General features: G+C 51.8%; 14 protein-coding genes. 5 read left to right on the top strand and 9 right to left on the bottom strand.

All coding sequences use genetic code 11. The annotated features are described in order from the left end of the window. Positions 1 to 69: 69 nt before the first annotated feature. A complete protein-coding gene (yccS, locus tag ABT58_RS00425) occupies positions 70 to 2,331 on the bottom strand; it encodes a YccS family putative transporter (protein WP_082210892.1) in 2,262 nt (753 codons plus the stop codon). 303 nt (positions 2,332 to 2,634) lie between these two features. On the opposite strand from yccS, the gene helD reads away from it, so the two are divergent. After that, positions 2,635 to 4,722: a DNA helicase IV gene (gene helD / locus ABT58_RS00430; protein WP_047872383.1), complete on the top strand. Its 2,088-nt coding sequence runs from the start codon at positions 2,635 to 2,637 to the stop codon at positions 4,720 to 4,722. A gap of 101 nt (positions 4,723 to 4,823) precedes the next feature. Here helD and ABT58_RS00435 read toward each other — a convergent pair whose 3' ends face one another. The 3 genes from ABT58_RS00435 to torT all read right to left on the bottom strand — a co-directional run bounded on the left by ABT58_RS00435 (position 4,824) and on the right by torT (position 7,770). After that, positions 4,824 to 5,810, bottom strand: a complete 987-nt coding sequence (locus ABT58_RS00435; protein ID WP_047872384.1) for a zinc-binding dehydrogenase — start codon at positions 5,808 to 5,810, stop codon at positions 4,824 to 4,826. A 186-nt stretch (positions 5,811 to 5,996) separates the two neighbouring features. Continuing rightward, positions 5,997 to 6,455, bottom strand: a complete 459-nt coding sequence (locus ABT58_RS00440) for a methylglyoxal synthase (RefSeq protein WP_047872492.1) — start codon at positions 6,453 to 6,455, stop codon at positions 5,997 to 5,999. 286 nt (positions 6,456 to 6,741) lie between these two features. Continuing rightward, positions 6,742 to 7,770: a TMAO reductase system periplasmic protein TorT gene (gene torT, locus ABT58_RS00445; protein WP_229821777.1), complete on the bottom strand. Its 1,029-nt coding sequence runs from the start codon at positions 7,768 to 7,770 to the stop codon at positions 6,742 to 6,744. Between the two features lie 384 nt (positions 7,771 to 8,154). On the opposite strand from torT, the gene torS reads away from it, so the two are divergent. After that, positions 8,155 to 11,187, top strand: a complete 3,033-nt coding sequence (gene torS, locus ABT58_RS00450) for a TMAO reductase system sensor histidine kinase/response regulator TorS (protein ID WP_047872385.1) — start codon at positions 8,155 to 8,157, stop codon at positions 11,185 to 11,187. A gap of 113 nt (positions 11,188 to 11,300) precedes the next feature. Here torS and ABT58_RS00455 read toward each other — a convergent pair whose 3' ends face one another. The 5 genes from ABT58_RS00455 to ABT58_RS00470 form a co-directional block, all read right to left on the bottom strand. Further along, positions 11,301 to 12,614, bottom strand: a complete 1,314-nt coding sequence (locus ABT58_RS00455) for a rhodanese-like domain-containing protein (RefSeq protein WP_047872386.1) — start codon at positions 12,612 to 12,614, stop codon at positions 11,301 to 11,303. A gap of 138 nt (positions 12,615 to 12,752) precedes the next feature. Then, complete coding sequence (locus ABT58_RS00460; RefSeq protein ID WP_229821778.1) at positions 12,753 to 14,534, bottom strand: DEAD/DEAH box helicase; 1,782 nt, start codon at positions 14,532 to 14,534, stop codon at positions 12,753 to 12,755. 245 nt (positions 14,535 to 14,779) lie between these two features. Beyond that, the gene (locus tag ABT58_RS00465; protein WP_229821779.1) at positions 14,780 to 15,775 is read right to left on the bottom strand and encodes a TPR end-of-group domain-containing protein; all 996 of its coding nucleotides are present in this window, start codon (positions 15,773 to 15,775) and stop codon (positions 14,780 to 14,782) included. A gap of 184 nt (positions 15,776 to 15,959) precedes the next feature. Beyond that, positions 15,960 to 16,124 carry a hypothetical protein gene (locus ABT58_RS23895; protein ID WP_156168800.1) on the bottom strand — a complete coding sequence of 55 codons (165 nt, stop codon included), beginning with the start codon at positions 16,122 to 16,124 and terminating at the stop codon, positions 15,960 to 15,962. Between the two features lie 168 nt (positions 16,125 to 16,292). Further along, positions 16,293 to 16,802, bottom strand: a complete 510-nt coding sequence (locus tag ABT58_RS00470) for an NUDIX hydrolase (RefSeq protein ID WP_047872387.1) — start codon at positions 16,800 to 16,802, stop codon at positions 16,293 to 16,295. Between the two features lie 205 nt (positions 16,803 to 17,007). On the opposite strand from ABT58_RS00470, the gene ABT58_RS00475 reads away from it, so the two are divergent. From ABT58_RS00475 to ABT58_RS00485, 3 genes are all read left to right on the top strand, one after another. Next, positions 17,008 to 17,535 carry an RNA-binding S4 domain-containing protein gene (locus ABT58_RS00475; RefSeq protein WP_047872388.1) on the top strand — a complete coding sequence of 176 codons (528 nt, stop codon included), beginning with the start codon at positions 17,008 to 17,010 and terminating at the stop codon, positions 17,533 to 17,535. Positions 17,536 to 17,854: 319 nt separating this feature from the next. Continuing rightward, complete coding sequence (locus ABT58_RS00480; protein ID WP_047872389.1) at positions 17,855 to 18,589, top strand: IclR family transcriptional regulator; 735 nt, start codon at positions 17,855 to 17,857, stop codon at positions 18,587 to 18,589. A gap of 45 nt (positions 18,590 to 18,634) precedes the next feature. Continuing rightward, positions 18,635 to 19,630, top strand: a complete 996-nt coding sequence (locus ABT58_RS00485) for an arginase family protein (protein ID WP_229821780.1) — start codon at positions 18,635 to 18,637, stop codon at positions 19,628 to 19,630. Positions 19,631 to 19,757 lie beyond the last annotated feature (127 nt).

Below are 19,757 nucleotides of genomic sequence, written 5' to 3' on the forward strand. Positions count from 1 at the left end.
CCGCAATGATGCGTCCGGCTTTTTTCTTGGCCGTGTCCGCTCTCAATGAAGCAAGGGCGGACAGATCCGTTATGACTTGGTCTTCGCTTTTGTGCTTGGGGTCGCATCTGGGTTTACGTCGGTATGTGCGGACTCAACGTTTGATTCTGACGCTGCTTGAGCTTGAGCTTGCTTCCCGGTGCGTGCTGCCAGTTTATTCGCCAGTGAGTGTAATTCCGGTAACATGCGTTGGATCAGGTGCAACTGCTGCAACACCATGCGGGCTGAAGTGCAATCTTCATCGCGCCACTGCCCCAAACGTTGCTCTAACTCGCTGTCCGATTCCGGTGCTTGCGTACATTGGTTACCGTCCAGTTGCTCGGCTAAACAATCCAGATGTGCGTGGATTTGGCGGTGAGCCTGTGCCACTAGGTAATGGGTGTTTTCATCGTCCAGCTGGGTTCGGTGCGCTCCCAAAGCGGAGATGTAACTGAGCATCGCGTGGTTCAACGTCAGGAAGCGGAAGCTCTCATCGGTCGCCATGCGATAACGCCCCGGCTCCAGCAGCATGTTACTGATCGCCGTACTGAGCTGAGCATCGGTATTGTGTGCGTTACGGCGGGCAATCCGGTAGCTCAGGCTGTCACGTTTACCGATACGGTATTGGCCGATAATTTGCCCCAGATAGTCGCGGTTGGTGCTCACGGCCGCTGACATTACTTTGTGCAGACGACGCGCCTGCCAGTCGGGCAAAATGAAACTCACTGCTAACACCGCCAACAAACAGCCCAGTAAAGTGTCGCCCAAGCGCGGCAAAATCACCGCAAAGCCTTCCCCTAACTGATTAAAACAGAACAGCACCAGCAAGGTGATGAACATGGTTGCCAAACCGTAGTTCGCGGTACGGAACGAGAAGAACAACACACCCGTGAGTACCATCAGCACCAACTGGCCTTCTTGTCCCGGGAACAGGTACAGCAACGGCATGCCGATCAACAAACCGGCCAGGGTACCGATCACACGCTGTTTTAAGCGCTGACGGGTGGCACTGTAGTTTGGCTGGCAAACAAACAGGATGGTCAGCAGAATCCAGAAGCCGCGCTCTAAATCCAACGCCAGAATACAGCCGTAACCGACCGTTAGGGCAATGGCCATGCGCAGGGCGTGGCGGAACAGCAGTGATCCCGGATTGAATTGGCTGGCAATACGTTGCCAACGATCTTTCATGCTGCGCGCTTCGGTGTCATCCAGTTCGGTATCCGCATCGGTATGGGCTGCATCCGGGTTACTGACGTTCGACAGTTGGCGTTCCACCGTCGCTAAGTTATTAAACAGGTAATCCAACTGGCTGAGGTAAATGCGCCATTTCGGGTTGTTCTGGCTTTTCAGGTATAGCAAGGATTCTTGCAGTTCATCCAGTGCGCGCACACTGTCGGCTCCGTGGAAATACGGTTTCCCCATTGCCAACGCGCGGGCAATATCGCGGCATGCTTGTGCCTGACGCGACAACAAACGTTGAAAGCGGAACAGTACATCGCTGCGCTGAAACTCGCAGGCTAAATCCTGATAGCGATAGTGGGACGAGCTGGCGCGTTCGTGAATGTCCTGGGCGAGGAAATAGATCTTCAGAAAGCGATCGCCCGTTGCATGTGGCTGACCACGGCGAGCGCGATGCAGCAGGGTCGATTTAGCGTTATTTAGCGCCGTGACCACGCGGGCATTTTTACTGGCCGCTTCTAAGCGTAGTGGCTGCGGAACCAAATTGGCGACCGGTTCAAACAGTTTGCTTTTACTGTCCAAGTAATGGGCAAATTCCGAAAACACCGCCGCGAGGCTTTGTTGTACCGGTTGGTTTGGCCACAAAATGTGCCAGGTTAGCGACAGAATGCCGTACCAGGTGGCACCGGCGAGCAGCAGCATCGGTTGATACCACAGGTTCGGGCTTTGTGCTGCGCCCAGCATGGTATACACCGCCAATAACAGGGATGCGAAAGCGATACTGGCGTAACGCGGCCCCATGGCGCCGAGCATGATAAAACCAAAGGTCGAGCAGAACAGCCCGATGGCAAACAGCGGCGGATACGGGAATAGCAATTCGATAGAAAACGCCGCCACCACGAAACAAACCAAGGTGGTGATCAGGGCTTTAATGCGGCCAGAGAGGTTATCGTCGGTCTCAGCCAGTGCGGCTGCGATGATCCCCAGTACCAGCGGAGTGATTTCCGGTTTGGCATTCAAATACCAGCAGGGCAGAGCAACCCCGACCAGCGCAATAAATACGCGAATGCTGTAGTTAATTCGGTCATTGGCCCAATAGCGGCGCAAAGTCCATTGAAGGCGGCTAGTTTGCATTGTCATTCAAATAATTAGATAGCAGGCTGAAGGCAAGGGCTTGCGCCCTAAGATAACAAACTTGGTGACAGAAAGAGTATAAAACCTGAATTAATTTAAGGTTAAGGTGATATTTAGCAGAAATTTTACGCAAAAGATTCGGGGAGCGCTATGGTCAAAAAGGAGTTCTTGGTACTCTAAGGCCATTTTTCACCGCCTGTTTACTTATACAGTTGTTACTCTTGTCGTGATGACGATGGTGTAGGGGTTGTATAAGGGCGGAATGAAACCCGATTGCGTAACAAGTGAAGTGTTGGTGACAGGATGCGTTTAACAGCAGGCTGGTTTTCCCAGTGGCTTGCCCAGGGCGACTATTGCAGTATTGCCTTAGGTGAGAATTGCCTGATTCTTGATAGTCAGACAGAAACAGAAGAGATCCCTTTTGATGAATGGGATGGGGCGATCACCGTACACCGTGGGGTGTTGTGGGGCAGCTTTGAATTGACGTCGGCCGATCAAGAGTACTGCTGGATAGTGCATGGCTTGCCGTGGCACCAGTGTAAAGCGTTTGCTAATGGCTTGCTGGAAGCGTACCGCGACTGGGCACAAGGTCGTGTTGAAAAGCTTGATGGCCTATTGCCAGAGATGATCACCCGCATAGATCAGTACACCCAGCAACAGGGTTACCTGCGTGACTCTGCCCATCAGCATATGTACCGGTATTTGGATGAATCGCTCGCCTCAACCGGGTTAACCCGTGATTTGGCCGCGTCGTTCCGCCCGATGGCATTTGAAAAAGTCGCACCATGGCTGGAAGGCAATGAAGAGTGGGTCGATACCGCGAACGAAAAATGGCTGCAAAATGAAGCGGAAAAATGGGCGTCATGGTTTGATAAATGTGAATCCTCTCCCCTTAATCCGTCTCAGCGTGAAGCTGTACTGATCAACCAAGATCACAACTTGGTGCTGGCGGGAGCCGGTACCGGTAAAACCAGTGTGTTGGTGGCGCGTGCAGGTTACCTGCTTGCGAGCCAACAAGCCTTACCAGAGCAAATGCTGATGCTGGCTTTCGGTAAAAAAGCGGCGCAGGAGATGAGTGAGCGCTTAGCGACCAAGGTGAACAGCAACATTAAAGTGGCGACATTCCATAGCTTGGGCACTCAGATCATTAAAGCGGTGGAAGGCAGCATGCCAAGTGTGTCGCCGTTAACGACGGATGACAAAGCGCGCGCAGATTGGATCGCTGAGATGTTGATCGCTCAGTGGGAAAACGCCAGTGCCGCTAAGCGTTGGCAAAAGCACCTGACGCAATGGCGTATTCCGGGTTTTAAAGCTGAAAACTCGATGGAGAAGCAGGCTCGCAGTGAACAATTAGCCGCTTGGATTTGGCGTCATCTGGAACTGCTGGGTCAACGCGGGGCGGGTAAATCCGAGCTGGTAGAAAGCATTGAACGTCATGGTCAGGAATCGGCACGCGCACGCATGAAGAGTGAGTTGAGCCTGTTATGGCCGTGTTTCCGTGCGTATGAGCAGCATCTTAAAGCCAATAAGCAGATCGATTTTAACTCTATGATCCAGCAGGCGACGGAATACGTGAGTGAAGGGAAGTTCGTGCCGCCGTGGCGTTTCATCATGGTGGATGAATATCAGGACATTTCACCGCACCGTTTGGCCTTGATTGAAGCCCTTTGCCAATCGCAAGACGTGGCCGAGAAGCCGACGTTATTCGCAGTCGGCGATGACTGGCAGGCGATTTACCGTTTTGCCGGTGCCGATGTGAATCTGACCACGGGTTTTGAGCAGCGTTTTGGCGCATGCCATATTACGGAGTTGGCGACCACTTACCGTTTCAACAGCATGATTGGCGAAGTGGCTAATGCCTTTATTCAGCAAAACCCGAATCAGCTGAAGAAAGAGCTGACCAGCTTTAAGAAACAAAAGCGCAAAGCGGTGACTTTGTTGTGTCAGGATCTGATCGATCAGGAGTTGGCACAATTGGCCGCTCAGCAAAAAGCGCCGGTGACAACCTTGCTACTGGGACGTAATAACAATCAGAAGCCGGAAAAACTCAAGCAATGGCAGGAAAAATGGCCGCAACTGGGTCTGACTTTCATGACCTGTCACGCCAGTAAAGGACGCGAAGCCGATTTTGTGTTTGTGTTGGATGTGAACCGTGGCCTGTTCCCGGCACCGGATCGTGAAACTGGTTTAGCCGCGTGCCTGCAAGCGCGTGGAGAAACTTTCACCGATGCTGAAGAGCGCCGTTTGTTCTACGTCGCCCTGACCCGTGCCAAAGCCCAAGTGTGGGTGTGTGCGGATCCGGAAAAGCCGTCACCGTTCGTCAATGAATTGATTGATAGCGACTATCCGGTCATGAATAAGATCAAGCGCATGAAGCCGAAGGGTAAGTAAGGTTTCAATACAGCGCAGAGATAGCAGAAGGGGGACGTTTATACGTCCCCCTTCTTGTTTTTGGTCTTGTCTTTTTCAGCCGTGTTAAGCGTGTGGTGAGATCACTCTTCCCGCACATTCACCACTAATTTGCCGCTGTGTTGTAGCGCTTGCAGGTGCTTCAGGCCGTCGGTGAGTTTGTCAAAAGGGTAGACGGTCTCGACCATGGCAAAGAGCTTGCCTTCGCTGACCAGATTTGCCATGGCATTGCCCATGTCTGCCAAATGCTGCACATGTTCACGATGGCCGTGAGCATAGGTGCCGTGCAGCGCCACTTCATGCAGGCTCAGCGCTTTGGTGGTGGCCAGTAACGGCACTTGGTTGAACTGATCGGCAATCATCACAATGTGGCCGTTATAGCGCACTAATGCACTGAGGGTGCTGCCGGATTTAGCCGAGACACAATCAATCACCGCATGCACCAGTCGGTCTTCGGTGAGTTCAATCAGCCGCATAGCCACGTTGTCCTTCTCCGGATCAATCACCGCATCTACGCCATAAGAGAGCAAACGGGCATGATGCCGTTGGTCGGCAATGGCATACACCGTGGCACCGGCCAGTTTGGCGAGTTGTGCCGCGTAGCCGCCCACGCCGCCGCCCGCACCGGTAATAGCGATGATTTGTCCCGCTTCAATCCGCAGTTTGTCATGCAGCGCAATCCAAGCCGAATAGCCCGCACAAGGCAGCGCGGCAGCATCGATAAAAGAGACGGTGTCAGGCAGGCGACTGACCGCATAGCATTTGGCTATCGCATAATCCGCAAATCCGCCCGCATGGCGGGGATCCAAAAAGGCCATGACACGGTCACCGGGTTGGAAATGGTGCACATCTTTGCCCACGAAAGAGACGGTGCCCGCTACATCCAGCCCCATAATGTGCGGGTATTGCCAGGTGGCAAAGCCCCAGTGTGCCAGCTTGTGATCGATGGGGTTGAGCCCGACGGCATGAACTTGAATGCAAATTTCATCAGCGGCTGGGGTCGGCTTGGCGGCTCGGGCGAGTGACAGGCTGTCGATCCCTTCTGGTTGAGTCAGTTTCCATGCTTTCATAGGCCATGTCTCACAGTGGTTTCCAGTCTATTAACCATAAACCAAATTAGCCACTTAGGAAGCGGTGAGCACACAGAACCTTGTGTGTTTGTGATACAGACAGAGAGAAATCACCAAAAAGAAACAGCCCTGCACGGTGGCAGGGCTGGAAAGTCAGGATGTTTAAAGCAGAAAACCGTATAAGGCTTAGCCCAGACGCTCTGTCAGGTAGCCGTTGTAATCGGGGATTTCGATTTCGACTTCTTCATCCAGCATAGGTGAGGAAATCATGAAGTTTGCGCTGGCACGGTTAGTGGCAACCGGAATGTTCCATACCGCAGAAATACGCAGCAGGGCTTTTACATCCGGGTCGTGCGGTACGGCATTGAGTGGATCCCAGAAGAAAATCATCATGTCGATTTTGCCTTCAGAAATCAGCGCGCCCAGTTGCTGGTCGCCGCCCATTGGGCCGCTCAGTAGGCAGTTCACGTCTAAGCCTGATTCACGGCCGATCATGTGGCCGGTGGTGCCGGTGGCATACAGGGTGTGAGAGGCGAGTTTGTCTTTGTGCTCGTTAACCCAGCGTAGTAGTTGTGTTTTGCAGTTGTCATGCGCCACAAGTGCGATGTGCTTGTTTTTTTCCATGATTCGGGTGGTAACGTGCATGTAAAGCTCCACTGACAGACAAAAGATCATTTCGGATGGTTAATTTCTCCATCATAGTGGGAGAAAGATGAAAGCGAAATGACAGGGAAAATCATGGCCGATATACATAGCAAAGCACGGGCGGGAAGTACAAAGAATTGTTGTGAAATCAAAGGTAGCTAACAGAATTATCGTTTAGTTATGCAGTCAGCCTGACGTTGTGTGTCGTCAGGCTGCCAGAGAGACGCGAAGGTGAGTACTGAGTGGCGCTGAGTCAGTGCAGGGTATTCAAACAGAAACCATGCCGTTAAGGGGCGCCCACACTGAACACCGGACGAAACTCTGCCGGAGACAGGGATTCAGCAATCACCGCCTTAGGCAGGTGTGTTGGTGTTAAGCCTTCCACAATCGGGGCTAAATCCCGTTGCAGCGGCTTTTTCTCTAAATAGCGTACCGCTTGATCGACCGACAGCATGGCTTGCTGTGCCATTTTATCGGTTGGCGCAAACAGAATTTTGTCACGCAACAGACCACGGTATACGCCATGACTGAGGTAGGTGGAGACCAGCTTGATTTCATCGGCCATGTGATTGGCGCGCAGCTCACTGATTGCCACTTCGGTCGCTACCGCGCCGCCTACGATGTAGTCAATGTCATGACCGGTCGCGAATAACTGTTGGATCAAGTTACGCTGTAATTCTTTACTGTTGTCCGCCCACAGGGTCGTCACGATATTGATGTCACTGTTGGCCACCGCATCCAAGAAGCCTTGTACTACTGGCTTAGTGCCCCCGCGTTGCAGTGGGCCAGGCAGCAGGGCGACATTGACGATACCGCTGCCACGAGGGTGGTGTTTTGCCAGGAACTGGCCGGCTTTACAGCCCATTTCGTACCAATCGATACCGACACGCGCGACCACATTCTTGGCGCTGTCTTCGTCGCTGACATCCAATGAGTTAATGGTGGCGAACACCGGAATGTTGCCTGTGTACTGGCTGAGTTTGCCTTTGTAAGCCTGACTGTCGACGGTGCCGAGAATGATGGCATCGGCACCCCAGTCACGGCAGTCCATCAACTGGCGTTTTTGCTTGTCCAGATTCGGGTAACCGCCTGCTTCCAACACTTTCAATTGCACACCCAGTGCTTTGGCGTGTTCTACCATGCCGTAGTTGATAGAGAGCCAATAAGAGTCTTTCAGGTGCGGATACACGGCACAAAGCTTCCACGGCTTAGTGGCCGACGTCAGTGGCTGATAGTAAATTTCATGGGCTTGTTTATCCGCAGAGAACGGCGGGGTATAAGCCACAATTTCAGCAGCTTGCACGAGTGTACTCATACACCACAACAGGCAAGCAGGCAGAAGCCATTTTTTCATCATGATAGAACCAAACGGGAAAAACACCGGGCGCAGAGCGGGGCCGATGGATATAAAAAGAAACAGTAAACGTATACCCTGTATGGGTATTTGCGATATCAGCGTGTTATATCAATTATACCGCGAGCAAAATAGCTATTTTCGTATATTTTCTCGGGAATTAAGCGGTTTTTCATCCCTAAGAAACCTGCATATTGAGGTAACTTGAGTATAATATCATTTTTCGAGTCACCGGTTATCTCAAGATGCAGCTTGAGAGAGTTGGGGAGAGCCTCAGGCGATGGGGTTCACTTCATCGTGTTGAGTGTGTTTGATTGACCTGCATGTTTGTCGTGGTTGTATGATATGACATTAACCCCCAGCGGTATTGGCCAAAAACTTCTGATCGCCTTCTCGATGATGGCAGGATTGATGATCATTGCGGTGGTCATTGGTGTCGCCGGCTTCTCTTTGGTGGCTAAAACCGAACGAAATGTGATTAATTCTGCGGTGCCCGCATTGGCTGAAGCGCGACAATTGTCGGACTTGAGTACGCGGATCATCTTTAATGCCCAAGTGTTAGCGAAATCCAAAGATGAAATGGAACGTGACCGTCAGGGCAAATCCCTCACCATTCATATTCAGGCGTTGAATCAGAGCCTGATGTCGCTGGATCAATATAACTTCGATCCAAAGCTCATGGGTCAGCTTGAAACCGATGTGGAAAACATCATCAATAACCTTGCCATGCTCGGGGTGCTGGTGGGGCGCAAGTTGGAACTGACAGAGAAAGTGGCCAAAATGAATGAGGCCATGAGCTCTGCCACGTTGCAAATCGACTCTCTTTCCCAATCACAGGTGTCTAACGCCAATACCATTGCGGTGGCCAACGTGTCACGTATCTACGATTTGGTGGAGAACGGCGATAACCAAGCGGTGTTTAATGCACTGGATAGCTTGGTGGAAGTCGACATGGATTTGAGCGAGCGCCTGTTTGAGCTGCGCTTTTTGTCGCTGCAGGTGATCAACATGCTGGACGACAGCGATCAGATCATGGCCGTTGAGCAGCTGCAAGCACTGAAAAAACGTTATAACTACGCGGTGGGGGTGATCCAGCAGCGCGTGAAATCGGTGGAAGATCCAAGCCGTTCAAAACAACTGGTGCAACTGGCTGATGTGCTCAATAACGGCGGTCAGTTCTTCCATGATTTAGAAGCCCTATTGCATGCCCGTCAGGATGTGGAGCGCATGGAGCAGCAAAACTTGGTGCTGTTCCAGCAATTGAACCAAACCGTCGATGACATTATCCGCGCGGCTAACCATGGCGCCAAACAGGCGATCACCGAGGTGGATGAAACCCTGACCGTAGCGCGTAACAGTCTGATCGCCATTTCTGCGCTGGGCATGATGGCGCTGGTGTTGATCATGTGGCGTTTTGTTTATGCTCGCGTGATCAGCCGTATCAATGAATACAGTAAAGCCTTGATGTCGATCGCCCGTGGTGATTTGGAAATTCGTGTGACCGCTCGGGGAGATGACGAACTGGCGCAGATGGGACGTGCCATTATGGTGGCGCGTGACACGGCGTATGAGCGTCATCGTCTGGCGCAGGTGGAGCTGAAAATTCGCAATGAATTGCAGCAGCACAAAGCCAGCCTCGAACGTTTAGTCGCGGAGCGAACTTGCCAGTTGGAAGAGACCAACGAACAGCTGAATGAAGAAGTGACCAAACACGCTGAAGCACGCCGAGAAGCGGAGCAGGCGAACCGTGCCAAATCGGCGTTTCTGGCAACCATGAGCCACGAGATCCGCACACCCATGAACGGGGTGTTGGGGACGGCGTCACTGTTGGCGGATACCGGTTTGAATGCCAAACAGTCGCGCTATCTGGAAGTGATTAACCGCAGTGGTGAAACTCTGCTGGATATTCTGAATGACGTGTTGGATTACTCGAAAATCGAAGCGGGGCACTTGGATATTCGTCCGGGTAATTTCTCGTTGCCGATCTTGGTGCAGGATGTGACCAGCATGCTGGCCAGTCGCGCACAGGCAAAACAGCTGGATTTGATCACCGACATTGATGACAACGTAGCTGAATATTGGCACGGCGATGCGACCCGCATTCGTCAGGTGTTGGTGAATTTGGTCGGTAATGCCATCAAGTTTACTGATGAAGGCCAAGTGTCGATTTACATTACGACGTCACCGCACACGCCGGGCAAATTGCTGTTTGAGGTGGAAGACACCGGTATTGGTATTCCTGCGGAAGAACAGCAAAGCATGTTTGATGCGTTCCAGCAGTCTTTGGAAGGCCGACAAACCACAGGTGGCACCGGTCTGGGCTTGGCGATCAGTAAGCGTATTGTGGAAGCCATGGGCGGGGAAATTGGCCTGACGTCGATGCCGGAAGAAGGCAGTTGTTTCTGGTTCAGCCTGACATTGGAACCGGGTGAAGCCGATACGACGAGCACATCACCTGAAGTGGCAGAGCATCAGATGGCGGCGCACATTCTGTTGGTAGAAGATAACCCGGTAAATAGCCTGGTGGCAGAAGGTTTCTTACGCCGATTGGGGCACACGGTCGTGATTGCTGAAGATGGTCAGCAGGCTGAGCAGATCTTCCAGCAAGATGTGTTTGACTTAGCCCTGCTGGACATTAACTTGCCGGATACGGATGGCGTGACGTTGCTAGGAAAACTGAAAGCGTACGAAGCCGCGACGGGCATGGAAACACCGATGGTGGCTTTCTCGGCGCACGTGTTTAGTGAAGAAGTTGAACAGTATTTGAATGCAGGATTTGCCGGCTTCCTACCAAAACCGTTGGTGGAGCATCAGCTGGTGGATATCATCAGCCGTCTGTTGGCCGGGGAAGATCGCGTGCATCCGATACAAGTGGCGCACGCGGCCGAAGTGCATACCTCAGAAGCCCATGAAACCGCCAATGCCATCATGCAAGATGCGCGCATTGAGCAGCGTGAAGCGGAACAGCAAGAAGAACAAGCAACAGAAGACAGTGAGAAAACCATGGTAAATGACGCAGCACCACAGGCAGAATGGCCGGTACTGGACGAGAAAGTATTGGGCAGTGATTTGAGCGTATTGGGCGAGGCGATGGTGAATAAGATGATCACCTTGTTTATTGCGTCGTCGGGCGACACGTTGGCGAAACTTTTGCCTGCGATTGATGCGGGCCAGTTAGCTGAGGTCTCAAATTTGGCCCACACGTTAAAAGGCGCGGCAGGTACCATGGGGCTGACCCAATTGTATCAGGTGTGTTTGGCCTATGAAAAATCGGCCAAAGAAGGCTCGATTGAGCATTTGGATCCGGCGTCACTGACGCAGGCCTTTGAGGCCGCCGAACATGCCTTGGTGTCGACGTTCGTCACGCCAAACGCATAACGAAAAATACAGCAAAAAATGACAAAAAAAACGGCGAATGATCGCCGTTTTTTATTTTGCTTTTTGGATGAACGTTGAACGCCGCTTACTTGCCTTGATTAATCTCGCCCTGATTAATGGTTTCGATCCGCATGCTTGGCTTTCGGAGCATTCGGAATATCCCCGGTTTCAGTCGGGTTCTTCGCATCACCACTCCATTCAAACCAGCCACCGTCAAACACACTGATGTGATCCCAGCCCATTACGTAGGCATAGAAAAACACTTCAGAGGCGCGCCAGCCGGTACCGCAATAGAAGGCCACATCCTGATCCGCTTCAATGTTCCACTCTTTCCAGAATTGGGTGATCAGATCAGCACTTAGCATCGTGTTATCCGGGTTACGGAAATGCTCTAGGTGGTAGGCATCAGAACCAGCATGGCCCCATTTAGAGCCGGCAATACGGCCTTTGGGCTTGATGTAGCGGTAACCACTGGTGTCTCCGATGTACTCTTCCCAACTGCGGATACTCACTAAAGATTGCGTGTCAGGGTGCTTCACCATCTCACGTGCACGTGGCATATCGATAATGTATTGCGGGTTGCCCGGAATGGCACGGCCAAAGTCGACCGGCTCGGCTTGGTTTAGCAGGGCTTCGGTATCAAAGCCTGCGTTCGTCCATGCGGTCCAGCCGCCGTTTAATAGACGCACATCGTCGACACCGGCATACATCATAATATTCGCGGCACGCGCGGCGGCAGTATTGTCTCGGCCGTACAAGATCACCGTGGTGTCATGACGGATCCCCAAGTCACGCAGCAAAGCGGTCAACTGGTTGGCATCCACACGGTTCCACCAAGGCTCTGCCTCGAGGTTGTTGGTGTTCAGGTACAGCGCAGAAGGGATGTGAGCCGCCAGGTATTTGGTGGGCGGGCCCCATGCCACTTCGACCACTTTGAAGCCTTTTTTCGGTGCATACTGAACGGTTTTGCCGTTTAGCAATTGATTTAGCCAGTCAGCCGGTACCAGTTGCTGATAGCGTGACAGAGAGACCAAGTCACCCGAATAATCGGCCAGCGTTTCTGAAATCACGGTGACGCGCTTATTGCCCAAGCCCATCAATTGCTGCTTTAGCACCTGTGCTTTGTTGGGTGAGCAGTAAAGGAACGTGGGCTTGTCGATTTCAATCCCGTGCGATTCCAGTAGATCGGCCAATTTTGGCGGGCGCAGTGTGCTTAGCCAGTCGGCATCAAAATTGAGTGCGCCCGGGAAATGACCGCCACGTGTCTGACCGTCTTCCGGCCAGCCGTTGAAGTGATTACTGCTGCGGCAGTCGATGATTTGAAAATCACTGGAAGGATGCTTGGCGAGCTGATCAAACGAGGTCGCCCACAGTGAACTGCTGAATAGAGCAAGCAACGGCAAGAGTCCGTATTTTGTTATCCGCATAATAAGGCCTTTGAAAATGAGAAGGGGGAAAACAACAAAGCCAGCATTATAGTCTGCTGGCTTTGAAATAGTTTGATGTAGATGCGAGTTTGCGTCGCTGACATCCGATTTGGGCTAGCGCATCACGCTAGCGGTGCATTAAGCCGATTGTGGGGCTTTTTGCTGGCTGCGTTGACCGTGAGGCTTTTTATTAAAGCGGCGGTTTGCATTGCCACCGTCACGTGGTTTTTCGTCACGGTTGAAGGTACGGCCTTGATTACGACGTGGCTGCTCATCGCGGGCGCGGTCTTCACGTGGTTTCTCGTCACGGTTAAAGGTGCGGCCTTGGTTGCGACGTGGCTGTCCATCACGGGCGCGGTCTTCACGTGGTTTTTCGTCACGGTTGAAGGTGCGGCCTTGGTTACGGCGTGGCTGCTCATCACGAGTACGATCTTCGCGTGGCTTCTCGTCACGGTTGAAGGTGCGGCCTTGGTTGCGGCGTGGTTGTCCATCACGTGCGCGGTCTTCGCGTGGTTTGTCGTCACGGTTGAAGGTACGCCCTTGGTTGTGGCGAGGTTGTTCATCACGCGCGCGATCTTCACGTGGATTTTCGTCACGGTTGAATTTACCACGGCCTTCGCCACGTGGTTTTTGACCCTGGGGCTTTCTGCCTTGTGCTTTTTGGCCTTGGTTTTGACCCTGACGAGGCTTATTGCTCGCTGCTTGCTCAGAGGCTGCGCCATCTTTCTTTGGTTTCTTCGGTTTTTTCGCTTTAATCGGCTTGATAGGCAGCGAGGCTGGCAGTTTTGCCGTTGGGATAAAGCCAAAGACTTCTTCACGCTCTAGGTGCTGCTGGATCAGCTGCTCAATCGCGTTCAGTTCTTTAATTTCTTCTGCACAGATCAGCGAAATCGCCTGACCTTCCGCACCTGCACGACCGGTACGGCCGATACGGTGTACGTAGTCTTCCGCCACGTTTGGCAGATCGAAGTTCACGACCTGTGGTAGCTGGTCGATGTCGATACCACGTGCTGCAATGTCAGTGGCAACCAGGATACGGATGTCACCGCTCTTGAAGTTAGCCAGTGCTTTGGTACGTGCGCCCTGGCTCTTGTTACCGTGGATAGCGGCTGCGGTAATGTTGCGGGCTTCCAAGAATGCGGCCAGACGGTTTGCACCGTGCTTGGTACGGGTAAACACCAACGCTTGCTTCCACTTTTTCTCTTGGATCAGCTTGGTCAGCAGGGCAGACTTCTTCGATTTATCTACCGGGTGTACCCATTGCTTCACGGTTTTCGCGGTGCTGTTGCGTGGTGTGACAGAGATCTCAACCGGATCATTGGTCAGTTCACGTGCCAGTTCGCGGATCTCTTCAGAGAAGGTCGCAGAGAACAGCAGGTTCTGACGTTTTGGCGGCAGGATCGCCAGAATTTTTTTAATGTCACGGATGAAGCCCATGTCCAGCATGCGGTCGGCTTCGTCCAGTACCAGCACTTCTAGCTGGTTAAACTTGATGGCATTTTGGTTGTATAGATCCAACAAACGGCCTGGCGTTGCCACTAGCACGTCGGCGCCCTGACGCATGCGCATCATTTGTGGGTTGATCTTCACACCACCAAAAATAACCGCTGAGCTCAGTGGCAGACGCTTTGAATAAATCGCCACGTTTTCACCCACCTGTGCCGCGAGCTCACGGGTTGGCGTCAGGATCAATGCACGTACTTGGTTAGCGCGTACTTTAGGGCCTTTGGTCAAACGCTCAAGAATAGGTAGGGTGAAACCTGCAGTTTTGCCTGTACCTGTCTGCGCTGCCGCCATGACATCTCGTCCTTCCAGCACGGCTGGGATCGCTTGCGCTTGGATCGGGGAAGGTGTTTCATAGCCTTGATTGGCAACCGCTTCAAGGATTGGGGTACAAAGCCCAAGAGAGGCAAAACTCATAGAAAATTCTCAGTTAGATGAAAAGTTTGATCTGCCTCACAATGGGCAGCAAGCGGGCTAGCTTACAGCAGGATGGAAAAAAGTCCTAATGTTTCGATACGTTCTGTGCGTATTGCGAAAGAGAGGGGTAGCGCGGCAGAATATTTCGCTGAAAATGCACGGGCAATCAGGGCTGGGAGGCGGTTCGTCAGTGTGATAACAGGTTCAGAGCCAACGAGCTTTCTGCTCAACTCACTAGTCTCTCACTAGTCGATAGGGGCGACTAGGCTTTCAAACCGATCATTGCCCCACAGGGATTCAAAGTCCCGCTCTTCTGCTGCCAGCTCGCGCAGTGATGCGGTGTATTGCAGCGCCATCTCTAAATCATTAATGGCTTGTTCTTCCGAACCTAAACAGGCGAAGGCACAAGCGCGTTGATATAAGGCGTGGGCGTTGCTGGGGTCGAGCTCCAACACGCGGTTACACAAGCTCAGTGCCCAATTGAATTCGCGGGTTTCCATCGCGGCATCGGCTTTGTAAGTCAGGGCTTCCAGATCGCCCGGGCGGATTTTCAGGATTTCATCATACACATCAATACGCTGCTCTGGCGTTTGCAGGTTCTGTGAGCGCAGCCAGAGGTTGTGGATTTCATTGATGGTCTCAATCTCTTTGTTATTTTGCGCAATGATGCGGGTTTTGCGCTTCAAGTCTTGCTCAAGCAGCTGGAATTTTTTCTCGTATTGTTCAGCAATATCTTGCAGTTGCTGGTCAGCGACTTTCTTGGTGTTGTCGCGTAGCTCTTTAAGGGATTGCCAACCGATGAGGGCAAACAAGGACGCGGCACCGGCAATCAAATAAAAGAAGTATGTGACGGTGACGTTGGCGTAGTTCATGGATTTATCGGCCACGGACAATTCGCGGTCAGTGATTTCTTTCATCATCCGGCGTTCAAGATCTTGCTGTTCTGTACGCAGTAGTTTGAGTTCATCCAGCACATAGCGTTCCATCAACGGCTTGTCATAAATGCTGTCATTGGCGTAGCGCTGCAGGGTTTCCGCTTTGGTTTCGGATTGACTCTGAGAAATAGCTTCGGGCTTGTTATTGGATGACGTGTTATTTGATGAAGCGGTATTTGATGAAGTGGTATTTGATGACGTGTCAGCGGTGGTTTGCGGTGTGATCGTCGGTGTTGCTTCGGACGTTTCTGCGTAGCTGAAAAAAGACAAGCACAAGCTGAGTAGCAGTAACATTCCATAGCGCATAGACGATCCTCGCTGAGTTCATGGTGCGTAAACCACCTTTGATGGCTTATTAACTCATTAATAAATAGCAGATGAGATCGAAAAGGGATAATTCAACAGAGGAAAAGTCTGGCGATCCTAGGATGGATCGCCAGTGCATAGCGGGAATGCGGTGTTGCGTTTAGCCACATGCTTATTGGGCTTTTTATTGCGCTGAGGCTTCACATCCCCCCGCCACCTGCGCGGCGCGTACTAAGGCTTTGCGTTGAACTTCTTGTTCTGAGTCTGCCGAAATCTGCAGATGTTGCGGTTCTTCAGTGGTGATGTCGTGATCGTGGCGTAGAGCGAAGTCGTGATTAAATGTCAGCATGGTTATTCTCCAAAAATGATGGATAGAAAGCGAATAAATAATGTGCAGACATCCTGTGCTTGCGTGGTTAAAAAAGCATCATCCTTGGGGGTGTAATTGCAGGAGGAGCCGAAGGGCGTAGAGCAATCGACTCGTCGTGTTAGGTGTTGCCGTCAGGAAACGGCTATTTCAGCAAACTGACTTCAGCAAACCGACGCGCTGAAGGGCGAGAGTGGCTGAAGGAAAAGCAAACGCATCGGCGCGTAACGTCTCTGCTGTCACCCATTTCAGGGCGGCCACATCGTCACCGGCTTGTACGTCAGGGCGTTGAGTCAGTGCAATATGGAAAAACACATCACACGTTTTGTATTCGATATCCCGGTAGCGATAGGTATTCGGGGCTGAGCCCATATAGCGCAGCTGTTCAGGCGGTAACGTGATATTCAGCTCTTCCTGTAACTCACGGCAGAGCGCCGTTTCCAGTGACTCATCATAATCTACGAAGCCACCCGGTAGATCCAGCATGCCTTTGCCCGGCTCGCGTCCGCGTACCGCAACCAGCACTTCATTCTCATAGGTGATGACGGCCAGTACCGCAGACGCCGTGTTGTGGAAATAGGTAAATGCGCACTGGGTGCAGGCATAGGCTTTTGGCTCTTGGGCGACCAGCGACAGGGATCCACAAGATGGGCAATGCATAAGTATGAGACCAATCGAAACGGTGAAAAGGAAGCGGCGCAAAGCATAGCGCGAAGTCGAGTGAATAACCAGCGATGTGTTTGTTTTGACTGCAAACTCAGTGTGCAGTTTCGGAATATTCCGCCAAGCATTGGGTAAGGCTGTTTGTGCTGATTGTGGTATCAGGTAGAATGGCCGCCAATAATGTCACCACCGGTGTATGAGAATGTCTGAAGAATATGAAGTAGAAGCCATTGGCGTTGAGGTCGATGCCCAGCCGATTGAGCTATATAAGGTACTGAAAATTGCCAATGCGGTCAGTGGTGGCGGCGAGGCCAAATTTGCAATTTCAGAAGGCTACGTAGCCGTGAACGGCGAGCTGGAACAGCGTAAGCGCCGTAAAGTGTACGATGGCGACGTGATTGAATTTAACAATGAATTCTATCTGGTACTGTGCGATCAGCCAGTGACTGAGCCGTCTGAAGCGCCTGCGAAAGAAAAAAAAGCCAAAGAAAAGCCTGTTAAAGAAAAGCAGCCAGCAGCGTCTAATAAGTCTCAGCCTGCAGGCGGTAAAGCGAAGAAAGCGGGCGGTCAGTCTGCGGGGCAGAATAAGCCACGCAAAGGCGCGAAAAACAGTGCCGGTAATAAAGGTAAAGCGGGCCAGAAAGGCGGCGCTAAACCGGCAAGCAAAAACGCGCAGAAGGCTTCTCAGAAAGCCGATCAAAACACTGGCCGTAAGCCAATCAGTTTCTAAGCGGCAACAATCCGTTTTTGAATCATATCTCCTGCTAAAGACGGGCCGTGATAGTCGATATCACGGCCTTTTTTTATTTTCCCCGTCTAAAATCATGCCAAGCCTGCAGGGCCTGAATCAACACACGGCAGATAAGTGCTATGCCTTTTATGTGTTGTTTCTTGCAATATAAGAATTTATCTATGTCATTGTTTATCGTTTCTTACATTGTGATAAATTGTATTGAGAGATAAAACGCGATCAGCGTTAATGGATTGGTCAGAGGTAATGACCCGGGTCAGTGGACCTGTATACCCAAAATAATAGCGAACAGACCCGAATGACAAATAAATATAAGCTGAATGCAAACGAGAAAATGCTTCAGGTTCTGATGCATATCGCTTCGGCCAATGAGCCAGTGACGGCACAGACGTTAAGTGAACAGACAGGTATGCCACCAAGCAGTGTGTATCGCTACTTGGTGATTTTGAAAAACTGGAACTTGATTGAAGAAAGCCCGAGACAGAGCTGTTACAGCATCGGTCCGGCGGCACTGCAGTTATTGCGCAATTTCCAGATGTTTTCTCCGTTGTCGAGCGGCGTGCACCAGGTATTAAAGCGTGTACAGCAGCAAACCGGTGAAATGGCCGCGTATTTGGTACCCGTAGGATTTCGTGCCTTATGTACCGCGCGAGTAGACAGTCCTCATGCACTGCGCTGTGCGTATGAGGAAGGGCAGAGCCAGCCGTTAATTCGCGGTGCTTCGTCCAAAGTGATTCTGGCGCATATGCCAGAGCAACGTGTGATGTCGACCTTGCATCATTTCGGTATTACCGAGCCGGAAGATGTCGATCGTTGGCAGAGCGAGTTGGCACAAATTAAACACGATGGGTACGCCATCAGTACCTCAGAGTATGACCCTGGGGTGTCGGGTGTGAGTGCACCGGTCTTTTCCGGTAACAAGATCGTCGGGGCCGTGAGTGTCATGGCACCGGAAGATCGCGTCATCAAACGTAAAAACAAAATCATTTTTTCAGTCTTACAGGCGGCGAGGGTGCTTCCTCCCGACCTCTGAGTTTTTCCGCTGACCGGTGTCAGTGATTAGGATAAGGAGCCCATCATGCTGGATTTCAAACGTTGGTTTTCATTTACCCGACCAACCCAGTCTGCGAGTGCGGTTAAGCCCGCCATGATGATTGAGCCTTATTCTGAGCAACGTAAAGCCGGTGCGGTTTTGTTGGGGCTTGCCAGTGACTTGAGTCAGCACTATTTCGATGCCCATGCCGGCACGAAAGAAGGGCCAGACAGCATTCGTCGCGCACTGGCGGCACTGCCAACCACCACCGCATTGCCGCTGTATGATGCCGGAGTGATTGATGAGCAGCAGGTGGCGGTGTTCCCGGAAACCGGCTTTGAAGCCATGCGCGCTTATCAGTACCAAAAGCTGCGTGACATGCTTCAGCTTGGCCATTTGCCGGTCATGTTAGGCGGTGGTCATGAAGTGGCGATTGGTAGCTATCTGGCTTTGTCTGACACCGTTTATCACGCCGCCAACGACATGCAAAGTGATGGTCCGGCCCAAATCCCTCATGCTTGTCAGCCAAAAGTGGGCATCATCAACATTGATGCAAACTTTCAGCTGCGCCGTACTTTAGCGGTACGCAATGGTTCGGCGTTTCATAGTGTCGCCAGCTTTTGTCAGGAAACCCGTCGCGAGTTTCGTTACTTAGGCCTTGGCATTTGCGATCACACCAACAGCCAGTCAGCCTTTGCGTATGCCAAAGAGTTGGGGGCGGAATGGTTGCTCGACAGCCAAATGAAAATGAAAAATCGCAAGCAAATTTTGGCGACGGTGAACCGTTACATCGATAGCGTGGATCACATTCACCTGAGTCTGGATTTAGCCGTCTTCTCTTCTGCCATTGCTGAAGGCGTGAACATGTCACGTATTTACGGCGTGAACTTGTCAGTGGTGGAGATGGTACTGAAACATATTATGGCCAGCGGCAAAGTCCGCATCTTTGATGTCGCAGGCTTGAATACCGAATTCGACTATCAGAATCACACAGCGAAATTGGCGGCGAAGCTGATCCAACATGCGCTGAAAAATGTGTGAGGCTGACAGTTAACATCACCCTTTTGTTATTTTTCATTTTACCTTAATCGGGTTATAGGCTCCCTCCGCCAGGGAGCCTTTTTTTCGTCTTCACATCGCCATTGTGCCGCTGCAATTCCCCTTTCTG

The sequence above is a fragment of the Photobacterium aphoticum genome, from assembly GCF_001029435.1.
GTDB classification, from domain to species: Bacteria; Pseudomonadota; Gammaproteobacteria; order Enterobacterales; family Vibrionaceae; genus Photobacterium; species Photobacterium aphoticum.

What these genes read in the sequence shown, in the direction of transcription:
- ABT58_RS23895 (WP_156168800.1), bottom strand. Translation starts at nt 16,124, where the DNA reads ATGCTGACATTTAATCACGACTTCGCTCTACGCCACGATCACGACATC.
- ABT58_RS00465 (WP_229821779.1), bottom strand. Translation starts at nt 15,775, where the DNA reads ATGCGCTATGGAATGTTACTGCTACTCAGCTTGTGCTTGTCTTTTTTC.
- helD (WP_047872383.1), top strand. Translation starts at nt 2,635, where the DNA reads ATGCGTTTAACAGCAGGCTGGTTTTCCCAGTGGCTTGCCCAGGGCGAC.
- yccS (WP_082210892.1), bottom strand. Translation starts at nt 2,331, where the DNA reads ATGCAAACTAGCCGCCTTCAATGGACTTTGCGCCGCTATTGGGCCAAT.
- ABT58_RS00435 (WP_047872384.1), bottom strand. Translation starts at nt 5,810, where the DNA reads ATGAAAGCATGGAAACTGACTCAACCAGAAGGGATCGACAGCCTGTCA.
- torT (WP_229821777.1), bottom strand. Translation starts at nt 7,770, where the DNA reads ATGAGTACACTCGTGCAAGCTGCTGAAATTGTGGCTTATACCCCGCCG.
- torS (WP_047872385.1), top strand. Translation starts at nt 8,155, where the DNA reads ATGACATTAACCCCCAGCGGTATTGGCCAAAAACTTCTGATCGCCTTC.
- ABT58_RS00460 (WP_229821778.1), bottom strand. Translation starts at nt 14,534, where the DNA reads ATGAGTTTTGCCTCTCTTGGGCTTTGTACCCCAATCCTTGAAGCGGTT.
- ABT58_RS00455 (WP_047872386.1), bottom strand. Translation starts at nt 12,614, where the DNA reads ATGCGGATAACAAAATACGGACTCTTGCCGTTGCTTGCTCTATTCAGC.
- ABT58_RS00440 (WP_047872492.1), bottom strand. Translation starts at nt 6,455, where the DNA reads ATGCACGTTACCACCCGAATCATGGAAAAAAACAAGCACATCGCACTT.
- ABT58_RS00475 (WP_047872388.1), top strand. Translation starts at nt 17,008, where the DNA reads ATGTCTGAAGAATATGAAGTAGAAGCCATTGGCGTTGAGGTCGATGCC.
- ABT58_RS00485 (WP_229821780.1), top strand. Translation starts at nt 18,635, where the DNA reads ATGCTGGATTTCAAACGTTGGTTTTCATTTACCCGACCAACCCAGTCT.
- ABT58_RS00470 (WP_047872387.1), bottom strand. Translation starts at nt 16,802, where the DNA reads ATGCATTGCCCATCTTGTGGATCCCTGTCGCTGGTCGCCCAAGAGCCA.
- ABT58_RS00480 (WP_047872389.1), top strand. Translation starts at nt 17,855, where the DNA reads ATGACAAATAAATATAAGCTGAATGCAAACGAGAAAATGCTTCAGGTT.